This window comes from Curtobacterium sp. MCLR17_045, assembly GCF_003234405.1.
In the GTDB taxonomy this organism is placed as follows: domain Bacteria; phylum Actinomycetota; class Actinomycetes; order Actinomycetales; family Microbacteriaceae; genus Curtobacterium; species Curtobacterium flaccumfaciens.
Genome location: NZ_QKTB01000040.1, coordinates 1 through 20,300 on the forward strand (window position 1 = coordinate 1; position 20,300 = coordinate 20,300).

Sequence of the window (20,300 nt, forward strand, 5' to 3'; positions counted from 1 at the left end):
CCCGGCTTCCACCCAGCCCACACGACGCACCCGGCCTCCACAGCCCAGCCGGTCCACGCGGTCGGCCGCTCCCACGCAGCCGGCTGCCTCCACGCAGCCGGCCACTCCCACGCGCCGCCGCCCCGCGTCCTTCCGGATCCCCGCCCGGCGGACCCTTCCCGCCGCGGCGGTGACCGCCGTCACGTGCCTGTTCGTCGCGGTCGGCTCCCCGCAGACCGCCGTCGCCGCTCCGACCACTCCGGAACCCACGTCGGCACCGGCCGGCATGCAGCACTTCGTCGCCGACAGTTCGACCGGGCCGACGGCCGGCCGCGACGACTTCTCGGTCGGCCGTGCTGCCGCAGCGCTCCGGGTGCCCGGTGGCTCGGGCCCGACCGGTGGCGCCGCCCGCCCCACGGCCGGTGCGATCCCGGACGCCGGTGGCTTCGGCTCCCGCTGGGTCGTCGGCTGCGCGGCCTGCTCCTCGAACCACCAGGGGGTCGACTTCGCCGCAGCCATCGGGACCCCGGTCGTCGCCGCGCTGCCCGGTCGGGTCGTCTCGGCGGGTGTGCTCGGTGGCTACGGCAACCAGGTCCTCCTGCAGCACGCCGACGGCACCGCGACCCGGTACGGGCACCTGTCGGCGATCGACGTCCGCCCCGGCCAGGTCCTCGGCGCGGGGGAGCGCCTCGGGGCCGTCGGCAACACGGGCGTCTCGACCGGCGCCCACCTGCACTTCGAGGTCATCGTGGCCGGCACCCCGATCGACCCGGCCGCCTGGCTGCAGGCTCGCGGGCTCCTCTGACGGCGTCGGGCGTAGCGTTGGAGCGGTCGCGGCACGGTGTCGCGCCAGGACGGAGACGCACGTGCGAGTGACGGTGTTGGGGACGGGTGCGATGGGTGCTGGCGTGGCGGGATCACTGCTCCGCGACGGCCACGGGGTGACGGTCTGGAACCGCAGTGCTGACAAGGCCTCGCCCCTGAGTGACCGCGGCGCGACGGTGGCGAGCGACCCGGGCACTGCCGTCGAGCACGCCGAGGTCGTCCTGCTCACCCTGTTCGACACCGATGTGGTCGTCGACGTCCTCGAGCAGGCTGCCGGCGACGCCCCGACCGACGCCGTGTGGGTGCAGGCCTCGACGATCGGTGTCGACGGCACCGCGACGATCGTGCAGCTGGCCGAGAAGTACGGCATCACCCTCGTCGAGGCGATGATGCTCGGCACGAAGGCCCCCGCCGAACAGGGCAAGCTCACGATGCTCGCGGCCGGACCGGCGGACCTGCTCGACCGTGTCGACCCCGTGCTCGACGCGATCGGCGCGAAGACCGTCCGCGCCGGCGACCACGTCGGCGACGGCACCGCGCTCAAGCTCGCCGCGAACGCCTGGATCGCCTCGATCACCGCGGCGACCGGGCAGTCCCTGGCCCTCGCGGCGGCGCTCGGGCTCGACCCCGCGCTGTTCCTGCAGGCCATCGAGGGCAGCGCGAGTGACTCCGCCTACGCCCACACGAAGGGTGCCGCGATGATCGCCCACGAGTTCCCCGCCCAGTTCGCACTCGACGGGCTGCGGAAGGACATCGGACTCATCACCGAGGCCGCCCGGACCGCCGGGGTGTCCACCACGCTGCTCGAGGCGCTCGGGCGTATCTACGCCGATGCCAGCGCAGCCGGCCACGGGGGCGACGACATCGCCGCGGTCGGCACCGCGTTCTGACGCACGGGCACACGCACGCGCACACGCGCGGATCCGCCGACCGATCAGCCCCGACGGAACAGCCGCCGCAGGCGCTTCGTGAGCCGCCCCACGGCCTCGTCGTTCATGGTGTTGGCGAGGTCGAACGCCTCACGAGCCGGATCTGACCCGGCCTGGATCCGTCGGAGCGCGGCGTCGGCGCGAGCCCGCGAGTCGAGCTCGGCGAACGGCATGTCGTCCTCGGGGTGGTGTTCGCCGCGAGGGTCCATGCGGTCCAGGCTACGCGCGACGGAGGTGGTCCGACCCGGCGTCGAGCTCGTCCACGACGCGGACCATCTCGTCCAGGAAGTCCACGACGACGGCCATCTCGTTGCTCGGCAGGTGCTCGGTGACCTCGAGCGCGCGGGCGTCGAGCTCCTCGATGACCCGGAGCGCGTGCCGCATCGAGGTGCCGGTGGCGGTGAGGATCACGCCACGGCGGTCGTTCGGGTCGGCGTGCCGTTCGACGTGTCCGCTGCGGACGAGCCGGTCGACGAGCGCCGACGTCGACGCCGCGGTGATCTCGAGCCGCTCGGCGAGGTCCTTCGCGTTGACGGTGCGGCCGTCGTGCTCGGCGTCGATCAGGAACCGGATCGCCAGCAGGGCGTTCTCGCCGATCCCCAGTGCCTCGCGCGCTCGGCGCTGCGCAGCGCTCTCGGCCGTCCGGTACCGCCGCAGGGCGTTGAGGACGTCCACGGCGGAGACCGCGGAGTCCTCGTACCAGTACCCCGCGGTGCTGGTCATCACCTCGGACGTCATGCCCCAATGCTAGACGCTCTAGTTAGATTGTCTAGCGAGCGCGGAGACGGGACACCTGCAACACCCGTGACGCGGTTCTGTAACACCCCGGCAACGCCGGCTCGTTAGGTTCTGGACATGCAGGAGCAGCCGTGCTGAGCCGCCTCGCGGGGAACGTCTTCCACGTGGGGAGCGCGGTGGAGCGCACCGACGTCGTCGCACGCTTGCTCGACGTCTACGTCGCGCGTCGCGAACCGGGCACCCTCGACGACGACCGGCTCGTGTCCACCGAGCTCCGCAGCGTCATCGGGACCACCGGCCCCGCGAACGACCCGGACCGTGCCGCCACCGTCGACGCCCTCGCACTCGACCGGCACGAACCCGCGTCCATCGCCGCCGCGGTCGCCGTCGCCCGCGACCACGCACGCCGCGCCCGCGAGGTCGTCTCGAGCGAGCTCTGGGACTGCCTCGACGTCACGCGGTCGCGGATGCCCCGGAAGATCGCCCCCGACCGGGCGCACGAGTTCCTCGGCTGGGTGCGGGAGCGCAGTGCCCTCGCCATCGGGGTGGTCGAGGGGGATGCCAGCCGTGACGAGGTGTGGGAGTTCTTCACCCTCGGGCGCTCGCTCACCCGCTGCGCCTCCACCGCACGGCTGCTGGCGTCGCGGCTGCTCGAGCCGGACGCGGTCACCTCGTGGACGGCGGCGCTCCGGGCGTGCGGCGCGGGCGAGGCCTTCCTGCGCGGCCGTGACCACGCCCCGGTGCCGTCCGACGCCGCCGCCTTCCTGCTCCTCGACGCGCACAGCCCGCGGTCGTTGCGCTTCACCGTGCACCGAGCGGCCGAGTGCCTGGCCGACGTCGCCCCGTCCTGCGTCGCGGACGAGGTCGCCGGGTTCGACGAGGTCCGCGTCCTGCTCGACGGCATCCCGGAGGAGTCGGCGCTCGCGGTGGCGGGTGACGTCGGGCAACGGCTGGCGGTGGCTGCCGACCGCGTCGCCGCGGCCCTCGACGAGCGCGTCTTCGCGTCGTCCGCGCCCGTGCTCTGAGCCCGCCCGGCGCGCGTGTCCGGTGCCGGGTCGGCGCGGGTGTGGCGGGACCGGGCCGGTGCGCGCGTCGTGACTGCCGCCGTGGGCCCGGGTGGCGCCGGACGGGAGGCCCGTGGCGGCGCCGGTGCGGGCCTCCCGTCCGACGGTCGGTGCGTCACGGGCCGTCGGCCGACGGGCAGGGCGACCCGCCGGTCCGTCAGACGGCGCTGGAGCGGTCGGCGAGCGTCTCGTCGCGTTCCAGCTCGCGGCGGAGCGCCGCGCGCGAGCCGACCACCGGCACGGCGTGCGTGATCGCCAGGTGCAGCCGCGAGTCGGCGTCGTAGCGCAGCCGGACCCGCTGGTACCGGACGAGCCAGACGAGCGCGATCCCGAGCGCCACGAAGCCCGAGGCCGCGCCGACGACGATCGCCCAGCGTGGGCCGAAGGCGTCGGCGACGGCACCGACGAGCGGGGCGCCGATGGGGGTGCCGCCCGCGAAGATCGCCATGTAGAGCGCCATCACGCGGCCGCGCATCGCGGGCTTCGTCGTGGTCTGCACCAGGGCGTTCGCGGTGGTCATGAAGGTCAGGGACGCGAGTCCGACGAACACCAGCACGATCGCGAAGGTCCAGTACGTCGGGGCGAGGGCGGCGGCGGTGCACGCGAGCCCGAACCCGCCGGCGGCGAGCACGAGGGTGCGCATCCGCGGCTTGTCCCGTCGGGCGGACAGCAGCGCACCGAGCACCGAGCCGACCGCCATCACCGAGTTGAGCAGCCCGAACTCGCCGGCGCCCTGGTGGAACTCGACCCGCGCCATCGTCGAGGTGAAGATCGGGAAGTTCACGCCGAACGTGCCGACGACGAAGATCATGCAGAGCACGACGACGATGTCCGGCCGGGTGCGGACGTACCGGAAGCCGGCGACGATCTGCCCCTTGCCGCGGCCCGCCCGGACCCGTTCGGCGAGCTGGGCGGGGTCGACGAACCGGAGTGCGAGCAGGACGGCCAGGAACGACCCGGCGTTGATGACGAACACCCATCCGGAGCCGATCGCCGCGATGAGCACACCGGCGACCGCGGGGCCGATCAGGCGTGCGGCGTTGAACGACGCGGAGTTCAGGGCGACGGCGTTCGAGACGTCCTCGCCCTGCACGACGTCGGAGACGAAGGCCTGCCGGATCGGGGCGTCGAACGCGGCGACGATGCCGAGTGCCAGGGCGAAGCCGTACAGCGCGAGCAGGGTGGCGGTGTGCGTGAGGACCATGACGCCGAGTCCCAGCCCGAGCAGCCCCATCAGGCCCTGGGTGAGCATGAGCATCTTCCGGCGGTCGAACCGGTCGGCGGCGAGCCCGGTGAGTGGCAGGAGCAGCAGCTGGGGGCCGAACTGCAGGGCCATCGTGATGCCGACCGCGACGGCGTTGTTGTCGGAGAGCTGGGTCAGCACGATCCAGTCTTGGGCGGTGCGCTGCATCCAGGTGCCGACGTTCGACACCAGGGCCCCGGCGAACCAGATGCGGTAGTTGCGTCCGGCGAGGGAGCGGAACATGGCGGTCACTGCTGGGCCAGCCTCCTCATGATCTCGGTGGCGTCGGCGAGGGTGCCCCGCTCGTCGGCGGTGAGTGCTGCGAGCCGCGGGGAGAGCCAGCCGTCGCGGCGGCGTCGGGTCTCCTCGACGAAGGCGGCTCCGGCGGGCGTCGCGCCGAGCAGCACCTTGCGGCGGTCGTCGCCGTGCCCGCACTTGGACACCAGGCCCCGCTCGACCAGCACCGCGATGGTCTTCGTCATCGAGGGCGGGGTGACGCCGTCCTGTCGGCTCAGGTCGGCCAGGGTCATGGCGCCGTCGCGGTGCAGTCGGGCGAGGGCGGAGAACTGCGCGTCCGTGACGCTCGAGTCGGCCTTCTGGGCACGGAGGGTGCGGGACAGCCGGTTCACCGCGATGCGGAGGTCGGTGGCGTCGGTCATCGGTCGTTAGCCTATCTCATTAGTTCAGCGAACGAACTTCAATTCGGGTGTACCGTGGTTGTAGACAACACGTGTTGCCGAGAGAGAAGGAGAACATGTCCGAGTTCGAGGGCAAGGTCGCCGTCGTCACCGGTGGTGGCAGCGGCATCGGTGAGTCGGTCGCGAAGGAGCTCGCCGCGGCGGGCGCCACGGTGGTCGTCGCCGACATCAACCTGGCGGGCGCCGAGCGCGTCGCCGCGTCGATCGTGGAGGCCGGTGGCACCGCCCGCGCGTTCGAGGCCAACTCCGCGGTCGCCGCGGACAACGAGCGCATGGTGCAGTTCGCGGTCGACACGTTCGGCGCGCTGCACCTGGCCGTGAACAACGCCGGCATCGGCGCAGCACCGCAGCCGATCGGCGAGTACGACATCGCCGCCTGGGACCGCGTCCGTGCAGTCGACCTGGACGGCGTCTTCTACGGGCTGCGCTACGAGATCCCCGCGATGGTGGCCGCCGGTGGTGGTGCGATCGTGAACATGGCGTCGGTGCTCGGCACGGTCGGCATGGCGCAGAACGCGGCCTACGTCGCCTCGAAGCACGCGCTCGCCGGACTGACCAAGGTCGCCGCGCTCGAGTACTCGTCGCAGGGCGTCCGCACGAACGCCGTGGGCCCCGGGTTCATCGACACCCCGCTGCTCCGGAAGTCGCTCTCGCCCGAGGCCATCGCGGCGCTCGAGGACGAGCACGCCTCGAAGCGGCTCGGCACCGACGCCGAGGTCGCCGCGCTCGTGCTGTTCCTGCTGAGCGACAAGGCCTCGTTCATCACTGGCAGCTACCACCTGGTGGACGGCGGCTACTCCGCGCACTGACGGGTCCGGTGCACCTGGTCGTTCCGGGCGTACCTGGTCGAAACGGGCGTACCTGGTCGGTTCTTCCGACCAGGTACGCCCGTTTCCGCTTTCCAGCGCGGGTGCGATGGGAAGGAACGTCGGACGGGAGGCCCGCCCAGCGTTCGCCGGTCGGCTCGCGCTGGGCGGGCCTCCCGGCCTTCAGCGCCGCGCGTCCGTCAGGATCGCGTCGTGCGGGAGCAGGGCGTGCACGCCCCACGTGCGGTTCGCGACCTGCGTGATGCGCATGCTCACCACCACGCTCGCCATCGCGAGGGCCTCGGCGCGGCCGATCCCGTGCAGCCCGGCGATCCAGTCGACCATCCGGTCGAGCGCCGTGGCCGTCGCCACGTTGAGATCGGCGTCGAAGCCGAAGGTGATGCGTCCGGCGGGGGTGTCGGCGTGCACACCCTCGACCGGAGCCGCATCGAGGAGCGTCAGGGTCATCGTCGTGGCCATGCCACACTCGACCGCCGTGCCGGAGACCTCGCCGTCGCCCTGGGCCGCGTGCCCGTCGCCGACGTGGAGCAGGGCGTCCGGCACTGTCACCGGCAGGTACAGGGTGGAGCCGGCGACGAGCTCGCGGCAGTCGACGTTGCCGCCGCCGACCGTGCGGGGTGGGATCGTGGAGTGCTCCCCGGTGGGCTCGGGTGGGACGCCGACGACGCCGAGGAACGGTGCCGTCCGCACCCCGAGGCCGAGCTGGTTCACGGCGACTCCGGCGGACACGTCGACGTCCCAGAGGAGCGGGCCGCGCGATGCCGGATCGGTCAGGCCGAGTGCGCGGTTCACCGGGGAGTCGACCCCGCCCGAGGCCGTGTAGCCCCAGTCGTCGGGCACGAGGTCGTCGAAGTGCACCGCCAGGACCATCCCCGGACGTGCTCCCGCGACGGCGATCGGCCCGACCAGGCAGTGGCCCCGGCGCGGGTCGATCAGGGTCGGGGCGTCGACGCCCGGGCCCGGCTGGCGTTCCGTGTAGCCCGCGGCGCTCAGGGTGCGGACGGTCACCGTGTCGCCCGGTTCCACGGTCAGGACCGGCTGGCGTTCGGCGGTGAAGACGTCGACGGCGGAGTCGACCGTGGCGTCGAGGTGGTGGTGGGTGGTCACCCGTCGATCATCCCAGGCGGGTGGGGTGCGGGGCGGTTCCGGGCGTACCTGGTCGGATCGGGCGTACCTGGTCGGAAGTTCTGTCCAGGTACGCCCGGTTCCACCAGCCATCGCGGGTGTTCTGGGAAGGAACGTCCTCAGTGGAACTGGGGGATCGTGAGCCAGATGCCCGCCAGAACCGCGGCGATGCACAGCGCGAAGCACGCCACGGCTCCCGCCAGTGCCGCCGGCGGGGTGTGCCCGGAGCGCGGGGTCTCGTCGGAGTACTGCGTGCGCTCGCCGCCCGCGTCGTCCGGCTGCCCCGTGCCGAGCAGCCGCAGGCCGAGCGTGTACACGAGCACCAGACCCACGGCGGCCACGAAGCCGACGCCGGCGACCGTGCCGATCGCGGTGAAGTCGATGTCCATCGTCGTTCCCCTCAGTTCGCTGCGCCGGTCGGCTGCGGCTCGGCCTGCTCGGCCGGCCCGGACTCGGTCGTGATGTCCTCGTGCGAGATCGGCTTGCGCTTCGCCAGCACGTAGAAGGTGAGCCCGCCGGCCAGGGCGAGGACCGCGACGAGCACCAGCCCGAAGGCCGAGGTCGACGCGAGCCAGGTCGCGAGCGCCCCGACCACCGCAGCGGCCGGCAACGTGATGACCCATGCGATGACGATGCGGCCGACGACCGACCAGTGCACGTCGGCGAGCTTCTTGCCGAGGCCCGAGCCGACGACCGCGCCGCTCGTCACGTGGGTCGTCGAGAGCGCGAAGCCCAGGTGCGACGAGATGAGGATCGTCGCGGCGGAGCTCGTCTCGGCGGCGAAGCCCTGCGGCGACTGCACGTCGGAGATCTTCTTGCCGACGGTCTGCATGATCCGCCAGCCGCCCATGTACGTGCCGAGGCCGATCGCGAGCCCGCAGGCCAGGATCACCCAGAGCGCGGGACCGGTGCCGGCGGCCTGGTAGTTCGCGGCGATGAGGGTCAGCGTGATGACGCCCATCGTCTTCTGCGCGTCGTTCGTGCCGTGCGCGAGCGACACCAGCGACGCCGAGATCGTCTGCCCGTGTCGGAACCCGGTCGCGGCACCGTGCGTCGTCGCGTTCTTCGTGAGCACGTACGCCAGGTACGTCGCGACCAGGGCGATCACCCCGGCGATGACCGGGGAGAGCAGCGCCGGCAGCACGACCTTCGACACCACCGTCGCCCAGCTGATCGAGTTCAGCCCCGCGCCGATGATCGAGGCGCCGATGAGCCCGCCGAACAGCGCATGGGTGGACGAGGACGGCAGCCCGAGGTACCAGGTCGCCAGGTTCCAGAGCACCGCGCCGACGAGCCCCGCGAAGATCATCGTGGGCGAGATGTGGATGCCGTCCTGCCCCTCGCGGATGATGCCCTGCGAGACGGTCTTGGCGACCTCGGTGGACAGGAACGCGCCGACCACGTTGAGCACGGCGGAGATGAGCACGGCGGTCCGGGGCTTGAGCGCTCCCGTGGCGACCGACGTGGCCATGGCGTTCGCGGTGTCGTGGAAGCCGTTCGTGAAGTCGAACACGAGGGCCACGACGATCACCAGCGTGACGATGACGATGACGTCCATGCGCAGGACGGTAGGCCCGCCCGGAACCCCCTGCGTGAACGCCGGGTGAACAGGTCCGTGATGGAGCGCGTCTGCGAGGATGGCAGTGTCTGGAAGGATGCGGGTGTGCCGACTTTCTCCGCCGCTCGCGGCGACGCCTCGTTCACCGACGCCCACGGCGTCGAGATCGTCTACTCGACCTGGCGTGCGGCGCGGCCGAAGGGTGTCGTGCAGATCGCGCACGGGGTCGGGGAGCACGGGCTCCGGTACGAACCGCTCGCGCAGGACCTGGTGCGCGCCGGCTACACCGTGCACGCCAACGACCACCGCGGGCACGGACGCACCGGCCTGACCCAGTGGGACGGCGACCACGCCAAGCTCGGTCGGCTCGGTCCCGGCGGCCTGCGCGCGGCGATCGCCGCGGTGGAGCAGATGAGCGCGGTCGCGCGGGCCGACGAACCCGGGCTGCCGCTCGTGCTGCTCGGGCACTCGTGGGGGTCGCTCATGGCGCAGCGGATCGTGAACACCTCGTCGGACCGCTACGACGGCGTCGTCCTGTCCGCGAGCGCCTACCGGCTGCCCGGCTGGATGAACAGCGGCGACCTCAACGCCCGGCACGCGGGGTCGGGGCCCACCAAGTACGAGTGGCTCACCCGCGACCGGACGATCATCGACGCGATGGTGGTCGACCCCCTGGCGGTCGAGGCCGACGTCATCGGGCTGTTCGGGCTCGCCGACACCCTCCGGCTGCTCGGTGTACCGCGGCGGGGGATCCCGCACGACCTCCCGATGCTGCTGCAGGTCGGCTCCGACGACACCCTCGGGGGTCCGCGCTCGATCGAGCGTCTGGCGCAGGCCTACCGCCGACGCGGCCGGCTGTCCGACGTGACCGTGCAGGTGTACGAGGGCGCGCGGCACGAGGTCTACAACGAGACGAACCGCGCCGAGGTCATCGGCGACCTGGTCGCGTGGCTCGACCGGGTGACCGCGCGCTGACGGCGCTCGCCGCGTCCTGCGACGCGACCGGCGACGGACTGGAGGCCCGTGGCGGCGCCGCCACGCACCTCCAGGCCGTCACCGGGCCGGCTCACTGCCGGGCCGTCGGCCGTCCGGAATAGGGTTGCGGCATGCACGGTGAGTACAAGGTCCCCGGAGGCAAGCTGGTCGTCGTCGACCTCGAGGTCGTCGACGGCACGATCCAGCAGTTCCGCCTGGCGGGTGACTTCTTCCTGGAACCCGACGACGCGCTGCCGCTCATCGACGCGGCCGTGAACGGGCTCCCCGTCACCACCGACGCCGCGGGCATCGCCGCGGCCGTGCGGGCGGCCCTGCCGACCGATGCGGTGCTGCTCGGCTTCACGCCCGAGTCCGTCGGCGTCGCGGTGCGCCGCGCGCTGTCGCGGGCCTCGACGTGGCGCGACCACGACTGGCAGATCGTGCACGAGGGGCCGATCAGCCCGAACGAGCACCTCGCGCTCGACCAGGTGCTGACCGAAGAGGTCGGTGCCGGCCGTCGTGGGCCCACGCTGCGCATCTGGGAGTGGGACCAGCCGGCCGTCGTGATCGGCTCGTTCCAGTCGCTCAAGAACGAGGTCGATCCCGCCGGCGCCGAGAAGTACGGCGTGCAGGTTGTCCGACGCATCTCCGGCGGCGGTGCGATGTTCATGGACGCCGGCGCCGTCATCTCCTACTCGCTCTACGTGCCGTCCGACCTGGTGCAGGGCATGACGTTCGCCGACTCGTACGCGTTCCTCGACGAATGGGTGATCGAGGCGCTCAAGTCGCTCGGCATCGAGGCCTACTACCAGCCCCTCAACGACATCACCTCGACCAAGGGCAAGATCGGCGGGGCCGCCCAGAAGCGCCTCGGCACCGGGTCGCTGCTGCACCACGCCACCATGAGCTACGACATGGACGGCGAGAAGATGGTCCAGGTGCTGCGCATCGGGCGCGAGAAGATGAGCGACAAGGGCACCACCAGCGCCGCGAAGCGAGTCGACCCGCTCCGCTCGCAGACCGGGCTGTCCCGCGCCGAGATCATCGAGCGGCTGATCGGCACCTTCACCCGCCTGTACGGGGCGACCGAGGGGCACGTGACCGAGGCCGAGCGCGAGCGGGCGCAGGAGCTGGTGCGGACGAAGTTCGCGACGAAGGAGTGGCTCGAGCGGGTGCCGTGAGCCCCGTTCTGATCGACGGTTGGCGCGACGGCCGGAGCTGAGGGGGGACGTCCCGGCCGCCGCTGCTTCGAGTGTGCGCCTCGACCTCATGAACCAGACGTGTGGATGATGAGAATCCCCCGCGCGGCTGATCCGCTCGCCGCGCAGCCCACGTAGCGTCGCTGCCGTGAACTGGTTGATCTTCCTGGGGGCGGTGGCCGCCGTGGCCGTCGTGGTGTGGATCGCCGATCGCATGGGGTGGATCGACCTGTCGAACAAGTCCCAGCGCAGCGGCGGATCCGGAGGCATGGGCGGGATGCTGGACGAGGTGTTCGCACCGACCCGGCACGAGACGCAAGCCGAGTACGAACGGCAGGCGCGCCTGCCGAAACAGGCCCCGTCTCCGGCGGACCACGACCACGATCTGCTCAGCGGCAGCGTGCTCATCCGGGTGCCGGCGGTGCGGAGCGCCGGGCGGCACGAGGCCCGCGCGGGGACGCACGACCGGTCGTACTGAGCTGACGGGCGCCGCGCTCGTGTGTGCGTCGCTCGCTTCAGCGCGTCGTGAGCTCCTGGTAGTCCGGGTGCCGCTCGATCCACGCGTGCACGTAGCTGCACTGCGCGACGACCCGGCGTGACGAACTCGCACGCACGTCGTCGAGGGCGTGCTGCACCAGGATCGACGCGTGCCCACCACCGCGGTGCTCGGGATCGACCTCGGTGTGCACGAAGCGGATCTCGTCGCCGTCGATCTCGTACGCGGCGAGGCCGATGACCTCGTCGTCCTCGATCAGGGAGTACTGCTGCTTGTCGGTGTCGTTGCGGACCTCGGGTGCTGCTGCCATGCACTCGACCGTACGCCGGGGCCTGGGCGTGCGCTCTGTGCTGCACGCTGGCTCTGTGCGCTGCACGGTGCGGTGCGGTGCGCGTCGAGCGTGCTCGCTCGGTGCGCGACAATGGGTCCGTGCGCAGGGGAGACGACCGAGGCCCGGACCGCGTCGTCCTCGGCGACGCCCTCGACGTGGTCCCCGCCTACCCGGACGGCTCCTTCACGCTGGTGTACCTCGACCCGCCGTTCAACACCGGCCGGTACCAACGGCGGCACGCGACCTCCGCCGTCCCGAAGGCCGACGGTCCCGTGATGGGGTTCCACGGCCGGACCTACGAGCGGGTGCGCGGCGACCTGATGCGCTTCGACGACCGGTTCGAGGACTACTGGTCGTTCCTCGAACCCCGACTCATCGAGGCCTGGCGGCTGCTCGCCGCCGACGGCACGCTGTACCTGCACCTCGACTACCGCGAGTCGCACTACGCCAAGGTGCTGCTCGACGCGCTGTTCGGCCGCGAGTCGTTCCTGAACGAGATCGTGTGGGCCTACGACTTCGGCGCCAAGTCCAAGACGCGCTGGCCCACGAAGCACGACACGATCCTGGTCTACGTGAAGGACCCGTCTCGGTACTGGTTCGACTCCGAGGCCGTCGACCGCGAGCCGTACATGGCGCCGGGGCTCGTCACGCCCGAGAAGCGCGAGCGCGGCAAGCTGCCCACCGACGTCTGGTGGCACACGATCGTGTCGCCGACCGGCCGCGAGAAGACCGGCTACCCCACGCAGAAGCCCGAGGGGGTGCTGCGGCGGATCGTGCAGGCGTCCTCACGCGAGGGGGACTGGGTGCTCGACTTCTTCGCGGGCAGCGGGACCACGGGCGCCGTGGCACAGGCACTGGGGCGGCGGTACGTACTGGTGGACGACAACCCGGCGGCGATCGACGTGATGCGGAAGCGGTTGCCGGGTGCGTCGTTCGAGGTGGCCGAGGCCGGGGCGGGGTCGGCAGCGGCGGGGGACGCGGCGCCGGCGGTCTGAGGCTGGCGGGGTCTGCGACCGGCGCGCATGGTGCATACGGGTGCACCGAGCGACAATCCACGAGTCGTTCGACGCGCGTTCTGTCGGAAGATGCACACGCACACGATGCGGGTGCACCGAGCGACAATCCACGAGTCGTTCGACGCGTGGATCGTCGGAACATGCACACACACCGAGCCAGCGCCCGCACCGACTACTCCGCCGAGTGCCGCCCGTGCCCGTGCGCGTCGTCAGCGTCCGGCCGGGAGGCCCGGCTCGCCTCCGCCGCGTCGGCTCCGGCCCCGGGGGCGTCCGGCTCCACGACCGGGGCAGCGTGGGCAGCCCGGGTCCGGATGGCACCGGTCGTCGTCGGGGGCTCGTCGACCGGCGCAGCCGCCGAGTGCGCACCGTGCGTCGTGGCGTTCGGCAGCGGCGCACGGGTGTCGTCGACCCCGTTCGGCAGCACCGAGACGTCCGACGCTCCCGCGGCCCGGGCGGACCGAGGCTGCACGTCCGGCGAGGTCGGCACGTCGGCAGAGGAGGACCGCGTCGGCACCGGATCTGCACCCGGTGCGGCGGCGGCAGCGGCTGCAGCGGCGCTCCCGTCCGACCCCGCACCGGCAGCGGTGCGTGCAGCGTCCGCCTGCTCCTGCAGCGCCGAGGTCTTGCGGAGCGGCGGCACCCGGAAGAACCACGTCAGCACGAACGCGAGCAGGATCACCGCGAGGCCGACGTAGTAGACGCGGACGGCCGAGTCGCTGAACCCGACCAGGAACGGACGGCTGAGCCGGGGGTCCGCGCCGTTCAGGAACGACGTGTCGCTCGTCGCCGAGTCGGTGGACGAGCTCGCGGCCGAGTCACCGCTCTTCAGCTGCTTGATGAGCGTCGGGGCGACCTGGTCGACGACGTTCTCCCGCTGCGCGTCGTCCGAGTAGTCGATCTGCAGCGTGCCGTCGACGACCGAGGCGTTCGCCTTCGTGGCCGCCGTCTCGAGCGCCTGCTGCTCGGCTGCGGGCTTTGCGTCGTCGACCTGCTGGGCGATGATCGTGTCCGCTGCGGCGGCGGGGACCGTGCCCGCGGCGACCTGCCGCTGCACGGCTGCGGTCACCTGCTTCATCACGGCGGCGTCGGCGGCCTGCTTCGCCTGCGCGGTGCCCTGGTCGAGACCGTCCTGCACGTTCTTCTGCACCGGGTCGACGATCTTCGTCCAGATCTCGTCCATCACGCCCTGGTTCTTCGAGGCGTTCGCGACCGAGGGTGTCATCGCGGCGTTGAGCGCGCTCTTCAGGTCGGACTCGTTCTGCATCGCGGCGCTGATGTTCGTCGGCATCAGGGTGAACAGCACGGAGAGCAGGACGGCGGTACCCATGGTGCCGCCGATCTGGCGGAAGAACGTCGCGGCGCTCGTGGCGACACCGATGTCCCGCGGCGAGACCGAGTTCTGCGCGGCCAGGGTCAGCGTCTGCATGAGCTGCCCGAGTCCGAGCCCGATGCCGAACATGCCGAGCATCAGGAACCACAGGGGCCGGTCGGCGGTCAGGAACGTCAGGACCGTGAAGCCGATCGCCGTGAACGCCGTTCCGGTGATCGGGAAGACCTGGTAGTTGCCGGTCTTCGAGATGATCTGGCCGGAGGCGATCGACGAGATCATCAGGCCGAGCACCATCGGCAGCATGGCGAAGCCGGACTCGGTCGGGGTCACGCCCTTGACGATCTGCAGGTACAGCGGGATCGTCAGCATCGCGCCGAACATGCCGAAGCCGACGAGCACGGACAGGATCGCGGACATCGAGAACACCCGCGATCCGAAGAGCTTCATCGGCAGGATCGCGTCATCGCCCATGGCCCGCTCGACGATGATGAACGCGATCAGGCCGAGGGCACCGATGGCGTAGCAGGCGAAGGCGGCGGGGGAGTCCCAGCCCCACTCGCGGCCCTGCTCGGCGATGAGCAGCAGCGGCACGAGCGTGACGATGACGAGCGTCGCGCCCCACCAGTCGATCCGGGGCTTGCCGCGGTCGCCGAACTTCGGCAGGTGCAGGAACGTCAGCACCATGAACAGGGCGATGATGCCGATCGGCACGTTGATCAGGAACACCCAGCGCCAGCCGGCGATGAACAGCAGCTGGTCCGCGCCGGCGAAGACGCCACCGACGAGCGGCCCGATGACGGACGAGATGCCGAACACCGCCAGGAAGTAGCCCTGGTACTTCGCCCGCTCGCGTGGGGCGAGCATGTCGCCCATGATCGCCAGCGGCAGGGACATCAGACCACCGGCACCCAGGCCCTGCAGCGCGCGGAACCCGGCGAGCATGAGCATCGAGGTGGAGAACGACGCCGCGAACGAACCGACGATGAAGATGCCGATCGCGGTGATGAAGAGCGGCCGGCGACCGAAGATGTCGGAGAGCTTGCCGTAGATCGGGGTCGTCACCGTCGACGCGATGAGGTACCCGGTGGTGACCCAGGCCTGCTGGTCGAGCCCGTGCAGGTCGTCACCGATGGTGCGGATCGCGGTGCCGACGATCGTCTGGTCGAGGGCACCGAGGAACATGCCGGCCATCAGGCCGTAGATCACCAACAGGATCTGTCGGTGGTTCATCACGACGTTGGACGCCGTGGTGGGGGCCGCGGGTGCGGTCGCCGTCTGGGTCATGAGCAGGGTCTCCCGGGTACCGATGCGCTGGCAGAACGATTTTTGCGCTGCCTGCAAAGTTACAACTGCCGCAAGTGCTCGGTCGCACCGAGACGGCTTCCTGAGTGGATCGGCAGTCACGGTACGCCCGGTACGCCCCGGCGGCACACGGCCTGGAGGCCCGGCTCGGCTCCGGCGGACGGGCTGCGGTTGTCCGAGACCCGCAGCCCGTCCGAGGGGGCGCTACGCGCCCAGTGCTGCGTCGACGATCTCCTTGGCCTCGCGCTGCACCTGCTCGAGGTGCTCCTGCCCGACGAAGCTCTCCGCGTAGATCTTGTAGACGTCCTCGGTGCCCGACGGCCGCGCGGCGAACCACGCCTTGTCGGTGACGACCTTCACGCCGCCGACGGCTGCGTCGTTGCCCGGGGCCTTCGACAGCTTCGCGGTGATCGGGTCACCGGCCAGGGTGTCCGCGGTGATGGCGTCGCCGTCGAGCTTGCCGAGGCGGGCCTTCTGCTCCTTCGAGGCCGCAGCGTCGACGCGCTGGTAGACCGGCGCGCCGAAGCGTTCGGTCAGCTCGGCGTAGAGCTGCGAGGGGGTCTTGCCGGTGACGGCGACGATCTCGGACGCCAGGAGCGCCAGGATGATGCCGTCCTTGTCTGTGGTCCACGCGGTGCCGTCGGTGCGCAGGAACGACGCACCCGCGGACTCTTCGCCGCCGAAGGCCACGGAACCGTCGATCAGGCCGGGGACGAACCACTTGAAGCCGACCGGGACCTCCCACAGGCGACGGCCCAGGGACTCGGCGACGCGGTCGATGATGCTCGACGACACCAGCGTCTTGCCGATCGCGGCGTCGTCGCGCCACTCGGGCCGGTGCGCGTAGAGGTACTCGATCGCGACCGCGAGGTAGTGGTTCGGGTTCATCAGCCCGCCGTCGGGCGTGACGATGCCGTGCCGGTCGGAGTCGGCGTCGTTGCCGGTGAGCACGTCGAAGTCGTCCTTGCGGGCGAGTACCGAGGCCATCGCCGAGGGGCTCGACGGGTCCATCCGGATCTTGCCGTCCCAGTCGAGCGTCATGAAGGCCCACGTGGGGTCGACCTCGGGGTTCACGACGGTCAGGTCGAGGCCGTAGTGGTCGCGGATGGCGTTCCAGTACGGCAGCGAGGCGCCACCGAGCGGGTCGGCGCCGATCTTCACGCCGGCACGCTTGATCGCGGCGATGTCGATGATGTTCTCGAGGTCGGCGACGTACGTGTTCAGGAAGTCGTAGCGCTCGGGTTCGGCGTCCTCGGTGCGCTGCACCTCGGCGTTGCCACCCTCGATGATCGCGTTCGCCCGGTTCGCGATCCAGCTCGTGGCGTCGCTGTCGGCGGGACCACCGTGCGGCGGGTTGTACTTGAAGCCGCCGTCGCGGGGCGGGTTGTGGCTCGGCGTGATGACGATGCCGTCGGCCGTGTCCGGGTTGCCGGCGCGGTTGTAACGGATGATCGCGTGGCTGAGCGCGGGCGTCGGCACGAAACCGTCCTCGCTGTCGGCGAGCACGCGGACGCCGTTGGCGGCGAGGACCTGCAGCGCGGTCTGCTCGGCGGGGGCCGAGAGCGCGTGGGTGTCGCGGCCGATGAAGAGCGGCCCGTCGGTGCCCTGGTCGCGGCGGTACTCCACGATCGCCTGCGTGATGGCGGCGATGTGGGTGTCGTTGAAGGCGGTGTCGAGCGACGACCCGCGGTGTCCGGACGTGCCGAACACGACCTTCTGCTCGGGGACCGAGACGTCGGGCACTCGGTCGTGGTAGGCGGCGAGGAGCTCGTCGAGGTCGACGAGGTCGTCTGCGGTCGCTGGGGTGCCGGCGCGGTCGTTCATGCGTCCATCCTGGCATCGGCCGCCCTGGCGCGTTCGGGGGAAGTGCACCAGAGGCCGGGAACGCGAGCGAGCGGCCGCCCCACCCGGGTTGAGGGGGGACCCCCGGGGTGGACGACCGCTCGCGGTCTGTGGAGGCAGGTGCCTCAGGCGGTGCGGAACGAACCCGTCGCCGTGCGGAACGAACCGGTCACGGTGCGCGTCGAGGACGTCGCGGTGCCGGGACGGCGGAACTGCGTGTCGACGAAGCGGCCGAGTGCACGGCCGGTGCCGGTACCGGTGTAGCTGCCGATCGGGCTGCGGGTCGCGTCGCCGGTGAAGGCGCCGAGCTCGGCGCGGGTTTCGAGGCCGGTCACGTAGGCGCCGCCCAGGGGGTTCTGACGGTTCTGCATGGGTGCTCCTCGTCGTCGTGCCGAGGTCCGCAGGTCACCGAGCCGGCGACCGCGACGCCGTCGGCTGGATGACCACCACTCTACGCGCTTGTCTTGCATGATGCAAAACAAGCGCGCGTCGGAGGCTCAGGCGAGCAGCTCGCAGAAGTTCCGGCCCTCGGCCGTCCAGCTCTGCCGCGCGACCAGTCCGGCTTCCGCCGCGTGCCGGTGCAGGGCGTCGAGGCCGACCTCGGCCCAGGGGAATCCGGCGCTCTCGTTGCCGTCGGCGTCGACCACCCGGGCCGTGTACACGCGGTCGGCCGTGACCTCGGGGTTCGTCTCCACGATGACCCGGCCACCGGCTCGTACGATCTCGCGGCAACGGGCGAGCAGGGCCGTGGGGTCGCCACCGATGCCGATGTTCCCGTCGATCACGAGCGCGGTGTCCCAGTGGCCCTCGTCGGGCACGGCGTCGAACACGGAACCCTGCAGGGCGGTGCCGCCGGAGCGCTGCGCGATGGCGACGGCCTCGGCGGAGACGTCGACGCCGAGCGCCGGGATGCCCCGGGAGCGTGCGGCGACGAGCATCCGACCCGGGCCGCAGCCGATGTCGATGACCCCGCCGTCGACGTCGTCGAGCAGCGAGCGGTCGACACGGTCGGCGGCGGCGCTCCAGCGGCCGACGTCCATCGTGGTGACGGCGTCGGGGCGGTCGGCGTCGGTCAGGCGCAGGTGGCCGTCGGTGCGGAGCGCACGGGCGTACGGCTCGCCGCCGCCGGCACCGAACGAGACGGGTGCGTGCATGGTCATCGGGTGCTCCCCACGGTCTCGGCACGGAGTGCCCGGGTGAAGTCGGAATCGGGTGCGAGGTCGGCGACCCGCTCGGCGTCCGGCATGGTGTCGACGTCGAGCAATTCGCCGAGCACGCCCACGTCGAGTCCGGCGTCGGTCAGGCGTGCGAGCTGCACGGCTCCGGTGTCGTCGCGCGACATGGGGACGCCGCGCAGCAGGTCGCCGGTGGGCTGTCGGAGGTACAGCGACCAGAAGCCGCCGTCCTCGGCTGGGCCGAACCAGGCATCGCGGGCGGCGTCGTCGAACACCGGGGCGAGGTCCGCGGTGGACACCTGCGGGGTGTCCATGCCGACGAGCAGCAGCGGACCGTTGACGGCGTCGAACAGGAACCCGAGGCGCTCGTCCAGGCCGCCACCGGGCTGGTGCAGCACCTCGAATCCGTCGGCCGCGGCGGGCACGACGTCGCCGTCGAAGAACAGGACCCGGCGTGCCGCGGGCAGTGCGCGGACGGTCGCCAGGGTGTCGGCGAGGCTCGCGGACGCGACGCGTGCGGCGCCCTCGGGGGAGAGCGCCGGCGTCAGCCGGGTCTTCACCTTGCCGGGCAGGCACTCCTTCGCCACGACGGCGACGGTGACGTCGGTGCGCGAAGCGTCGCCGGCGTGGACGTGGGTGGGGTCGGCGGTCACGAGCGGGCCTCCTCGACCACGGGGGTGGACTCGGCCGCCTGGCGGAGCGGTCCCGGCGCGACGACCCGGACACGGGCCTCCCGGCGGTACGCACGGAGCAGACGGGACATGTCCCGCACCGCGTTGATCGTGCCGCGGAGCGTGCCGGTGACCTTGCTGTCGCCGATGCGCTGCGCGTACCCGATGTCGGACTCGTCGACGCGCCAGCCGGCGGCGTGCGCGGCCAGGACCATCTCGAGCGGGTAGCCGCTGCGGCGGTCGCGCAGGTCGAGGGAGACGAGGTCCTCGCGGCGCATCACGCGCATCGGGCCGAGGTCGCGCAGGCGGTAGCCGGTCGCGCGGTGCATGAGGACGGCGAGGACGCGGTTCGCGAAGCGTGCGTGCGGAGCCCACGCACCGCGGCCCGTCGGGACGCGGCGGCCGAGAGCCAGGTCGACGCGGCCACTGGCCACGCGGTCGACCAGGGGCGGGAGCTCGGCCGGGTCCATCGAGGCGTCGGCGTCGCAGAAGGCGACGAAGTCGGCGGTCGCCGCGGCGACCCCGGCGGCACAGGCCGAACCGAAGCCCTTGACGGGTTCCGTCACCACCAGGGCACCGTGGGCGCGGGCGACGTCAGCCGATCCGTCGGTCGATCCGTTGTCGACGACGATGGCCCGGTAGCCCGTGGGGAGCCGTGCGATGACCTTCGGCAGGGCGTCCGCCTCGTCGAGGCACGGCAGGATCACGTCGACAGTCATGTCCGTCATTCGGTGCGGTCGGTCGGATCGACGGGTCTGTCCTGGCATGCACTCGACACAACACGACGACGCGCTGCGGGGTACAGGAAACTGCCGGGTCATGGTCGTTCAGCGCGTCCGGTCTGCGCTCGGTCCCCAGAACGGGGGACAGGGTGCGTGTGTGGGTCCGCGAGTGGTTGCGCAAGACGCCGTCGTGTCGTCGAGACGCCGCCGAATGGGGCGGCGTCTCGCGCACCCGGGGGCGTGGTGCCGACACGA

22 protein-coding genes are annotated in these 20,300 nt (G+C 71.7%); 8 read left to right on the top strand and 14 right to left on the bottom strand.

The genetic code is table 11. The features are described from left to right. Nucleotides 1-169 precede the first annotated feature (169 nt). Nucleotides 170-784, top strand: coding sequence for a M23 family metallopeptidase (locus DEJ05_RS16620; protein WP_111111139.1), 615 nt, complete (start codon nt 170-172; stop codon nt 782-784). A gap of 73 nt (nt 785-857) precedes the next feature. Beyond that, nucleotides 858-1,694 (top strand): NAD(P)-dependent oxidoreductase, encoded by an 837-nt coding sequence (locus DEJ05_RS16625; RefSeq protein ID WP_258370631.1) that lies wholly within the window; start codon nt 858-860, stop codon nt 1,692-1,694. Between the two features lie 44 nt (nt 1,695-1,738). Here DEJ05_RS16625 and DEJ05_RS16630 read toward each other — a convergent pair whose 3' ends face one another. Both DEJ05_RS16630 and DEJ05_RS16635 read right to left on the bottom strand, forming a co-directional pair. After that, a complete protein-coding gene (locus DEJ05_RS16630) occupies nt 1,739-1,942 on the bottom strand; it encodes a hypothetical protein (RefSeq protein ID WP_027465064.1) in 204 nt (67 codons plus the stop codon). A 10-nt stretch (nt 1,943-1,952) separates the two neighbouring features. Continuing rightward, a complete protein-coding gene (locus tag DEJ05_RS16635) occupies nt 1,953-2,471 on the bottom strand; it encodes a MarR family winged helix-turn-helix transcriptional regulator (RefSeq protein WP_111030838.1) in 519 nt (172 codons plus the stop codon). A gap of 131 nt (nt 2,472-2,602) precedes the next feature. Here DEJ05_RS16635 and DEJ05_RS16640 point away from each other — a divergent pair, with 131 nt between their 5' ends. Continuing rightward, the gene (locus DEJ05_RS16640; protein WP_111030836.1) at nt 2,603-3,496 is read left to right on the top strand and encodes an alpha-E domain-containing protein; all 894 of its coding nucleotides are present in this window, start codon (nt 2,603-2,605) and stop codon (nt 3,494-3,496) included. 196 nt (nt 3,497-3,692) lie between these two features. Here the strand turns inward: DEJ05_RS16640 and DEJ05_RS16645 are convergent, their stop codons facing one another. Both DEJ05_RS16645 and DEJ05_RS16650 read right to left on the bottom strand, forming a co-directional pair. Next, nucleotides 3,693-5,030, bottom strand: a complete 1,338-nt coding sequence (locus DEJ05_RS16645; RefSeq protein ID WP_372439462.1) for an MFS transporter — start codon at nt 5,028-5,030, stop codon at nt 3,693-3,695. Then, a complete protein-coding gene (locus DEJ05_RS16650; protein WP_110864348.1) occupies nt 5,027-5,437 on the bottom strand; it encodes a MarR family winged helix-turn-helix transcriptional regulator in 411 nt (136 codons plus the stop codon). The genes DEJ05_RS16645 and DEJ05_RS16650 overlap by 4 nt, the downstream gene beginning before the upstream one ends. 95 nt (nt 5,438-5,532) lie before the next feature. On the opposite strand from DEJ05_RS16650, the gene DEJ05_RS16655 reads away from it, so the two are divergent. Continuing rightward, on the top strand, nt 5,533-6,285 hold the full coding sequence (locus DEJ05_RS16655) for an SDR family NAD(P)-dependent oxidoreductase (RefSeq protein ID WP_071406021.1): 753 nt from the start codon (nt 5,533-5,535) through the stop codon (nt 6,283-6,285). Nucleotides 6,286-6,465: 180 nt separating this feature from the next. Here the strand turns inward: DEJ05_RS16655 and DEJ05_RS16660 are convergent, their stop codons facing one another. From DEJ05_RS16660 to DEJ05_RS16670, 3 genes are all read right to left on the bottom strand, one after another. Beyond that, nucleotides 6,466-7,410 carry an acetamidase/formamidase family protein gene (locus tag DEJ05_RS16660; protein WP_111111141.1) on the bottom strand — a complete coding sequence of 315 codons (945 nt, stop codon included), beginning with the start codon at nt 7,408-7,410 and terminating at the stop codon, nt 6,466-6,468. Nucleotides 7,411-7,547: 137 nt separating this feature from the next. After that, the gene (locus DEJ05_RS16665) at nt 7,548-7,817 is read right to left on the bottom strand and encodes a hypothetical protein (RefSeq protein ID WP_111111143.1); all 270 of its coding nucleotides are present in this window, start codon (nt 7,815-7,817) and stop codon (nt 7,548-7,550) included. A gap of 11 nt (nt 7,818-7,828) precedes the next feature. Beyond that, nucleotides 7,829-8,986: an inorganic phosphate transporter gene (locus DEJ05_RS16670; protein WP_111046699.1), complete on the bottom strand. Its 1,158-nt coding sequence runs from the start codon at nt 8,984-8,986 to the stop codon at nt 7,829-7,831. A 105-nt stretch (nt 8,987-9,091) separates the two neighbouring features. On the opposite strand from DEJ05_RS16670, the gene DEJ05_RS16675 reads away from it, so the two are divergent. From DEJ05_RS16675 to DEJ05_RS16685, 3 genes are all read left to right on the top strand, one after another. Continuing rightward, nucleotides 9,092-9,961 (top strand): alpha/beta hydrolase, encoded by an 870-nt coding sequence (locus DEJ05_RS16675; protein ID WP_111111145.1) that lies wholly within the window; start codon nt 9,092-9,094, stop codon nt 9,959-9,961. Nucleotides 9,962-10,092: 131 nt separating this feature from the next. Continuing rightward, the gene (locus DEJ05_RS16680) at nt 10,093-11,142 is read left to right on the top strand and encodes a biotin/lipoate A/B protein ligase family protein (protein ID WP_111024937.1); all 1,050 of its coding nucleotides are present in this window, start codon (nt 10,093-10,095) and stop codon (nt 11,140-11,142) included. A gap of 166 nt (nt 11,143-11,308) precedes the next feature. Continuing rightward, complete coding sequence (locus DEJ05_RS16685; RefSeq protein ID WP_110864355.1) at nt 11,309-11,638, top strand: hypothetical protein; 330 nt, start codon at nt 11,309-11,311, stop codon at nt 11,636-11,638. Between the two features lie 37 nt (nt 11,639-11,675). On the opposite strand, the gene DEJ05_RS16690 is transcribed toward DEJ05_RS16685, so the two are convergent. Beyond that, on the bottom strand, nt 11,676-11,966 hold the full coding sequence (locus tag DEJ05_RS16690) for a GNAT family N-acetyltransferase (protein ID WP_111111147.1): 291 nt from the start codon (nt 11,964-11,966) through the stop codon (nt 11,676-11,678). A 119-nt stretch (nt 11,967-12,085) separates the two neighbouring features. On the opposite strand from DEJ05_RS16690, the gene DEJ05_RS16695 reads away from it, so the two are divergent. Continuing rightward, complete coding sequence (locus DEJ05_RS16695; RefSeq protein WP_111111159.1) at nt 12,086-12,982, top strand: site-specific DNA-methyltransferase; 897 nt, start codon at nt 12,086-12,088, stop codon at nt 12,980-12,982. 193 nt (nt 12,983-13,175) lie between these two features. On the opposite strand, the gene DEJ05_RS16700 is transcribed toward DEJ05_RS16695, so the two are convergent. From DEJ05_RS16700 to DEJ05_RS16725, 6 genes are all read right to left on the bottom strand, one after another. Then, complete coding sequence (locus DEJ05_RS16700; RefSeq protein ID WP_111111149.1) at nt 13,176-15,617, bottom strand: MDR family MFS transporter; 2,442 nt, start codon at nt 15,615-15,617, stop codon at nt 13,176-13,178. A 222-nt stretch (nt 15,618-15,839) separates the two neighbouring features. Then, nucleotides 15,840-17,459, bottom strand: coding sequence for a phosphoglucomutase (alpha-D-glucose-1,6-bisphosphate-dependent) (gene pgm, locus DEJ05_RS16705; protein WP_071406014.1), 1,620 nt, complete (start codon nt 17,457-17,459; stop codon nt 15,840-15,842). 143 nt (nt 17,460-17,602) lie between these two features. Further along, nucleotides 17,603-17,848, bottom strand: a complete 246-nt coding sequence (locus tag DEJ05_RS16710) for a hypothetical protein (protein WP_110864358.1) — start codon at nt 17,846-17,848, stop codon at nt 17,603-17,605. Between the two features lie 126 nt (nt 17,849-17,974). Further along, on the bottom strand, nt 17,975-18,637 hold the full coding sequence (locus tag DEJ05_RS16715) for a bifunctional 2-polyprenyl-6-hydroxyphenol methylase/3-demethylubiquinol 3-O-methyltransferase UbiG (RefSeq protein ID WP_071406012.1): 663 nt from the start codon (nt 18,635-18,637) through the stop codon (nt 17,975-17,977). After that, nucleotides 18,634-19,305 (bottom strand): DUF2064 domain-containing protein, encoded by a 672-nt coding sequence (locus tag DEJ05_RS16720; protein WP_111111151.1) that lies wholly within the window; start codon nt 19,303-19,305, stop codon nt 18,634-18,636. Before DEJ05_RS16720 ends, DEJ05_RS16715 begins: the two co-directional genes overlap by 4 nt. Continuing rightward, nucleotides 19,302-20,051, bottom strand: coding sequence for a glycosyltransferase family 2 protein (locus tag DEJ05_RS16725; protein ID WP_027465082.1), 750 nt, complete (start codon nt 20,049-20,051; stop codon nt 19,302-19,304). Before DEJ05_RS16725 ends, DEJ05_RS16720 begins: the two co-directional genes overlap by 4 nt. Nucleotides 20,052-20,300: the final 249 nt, after the last annotated feature.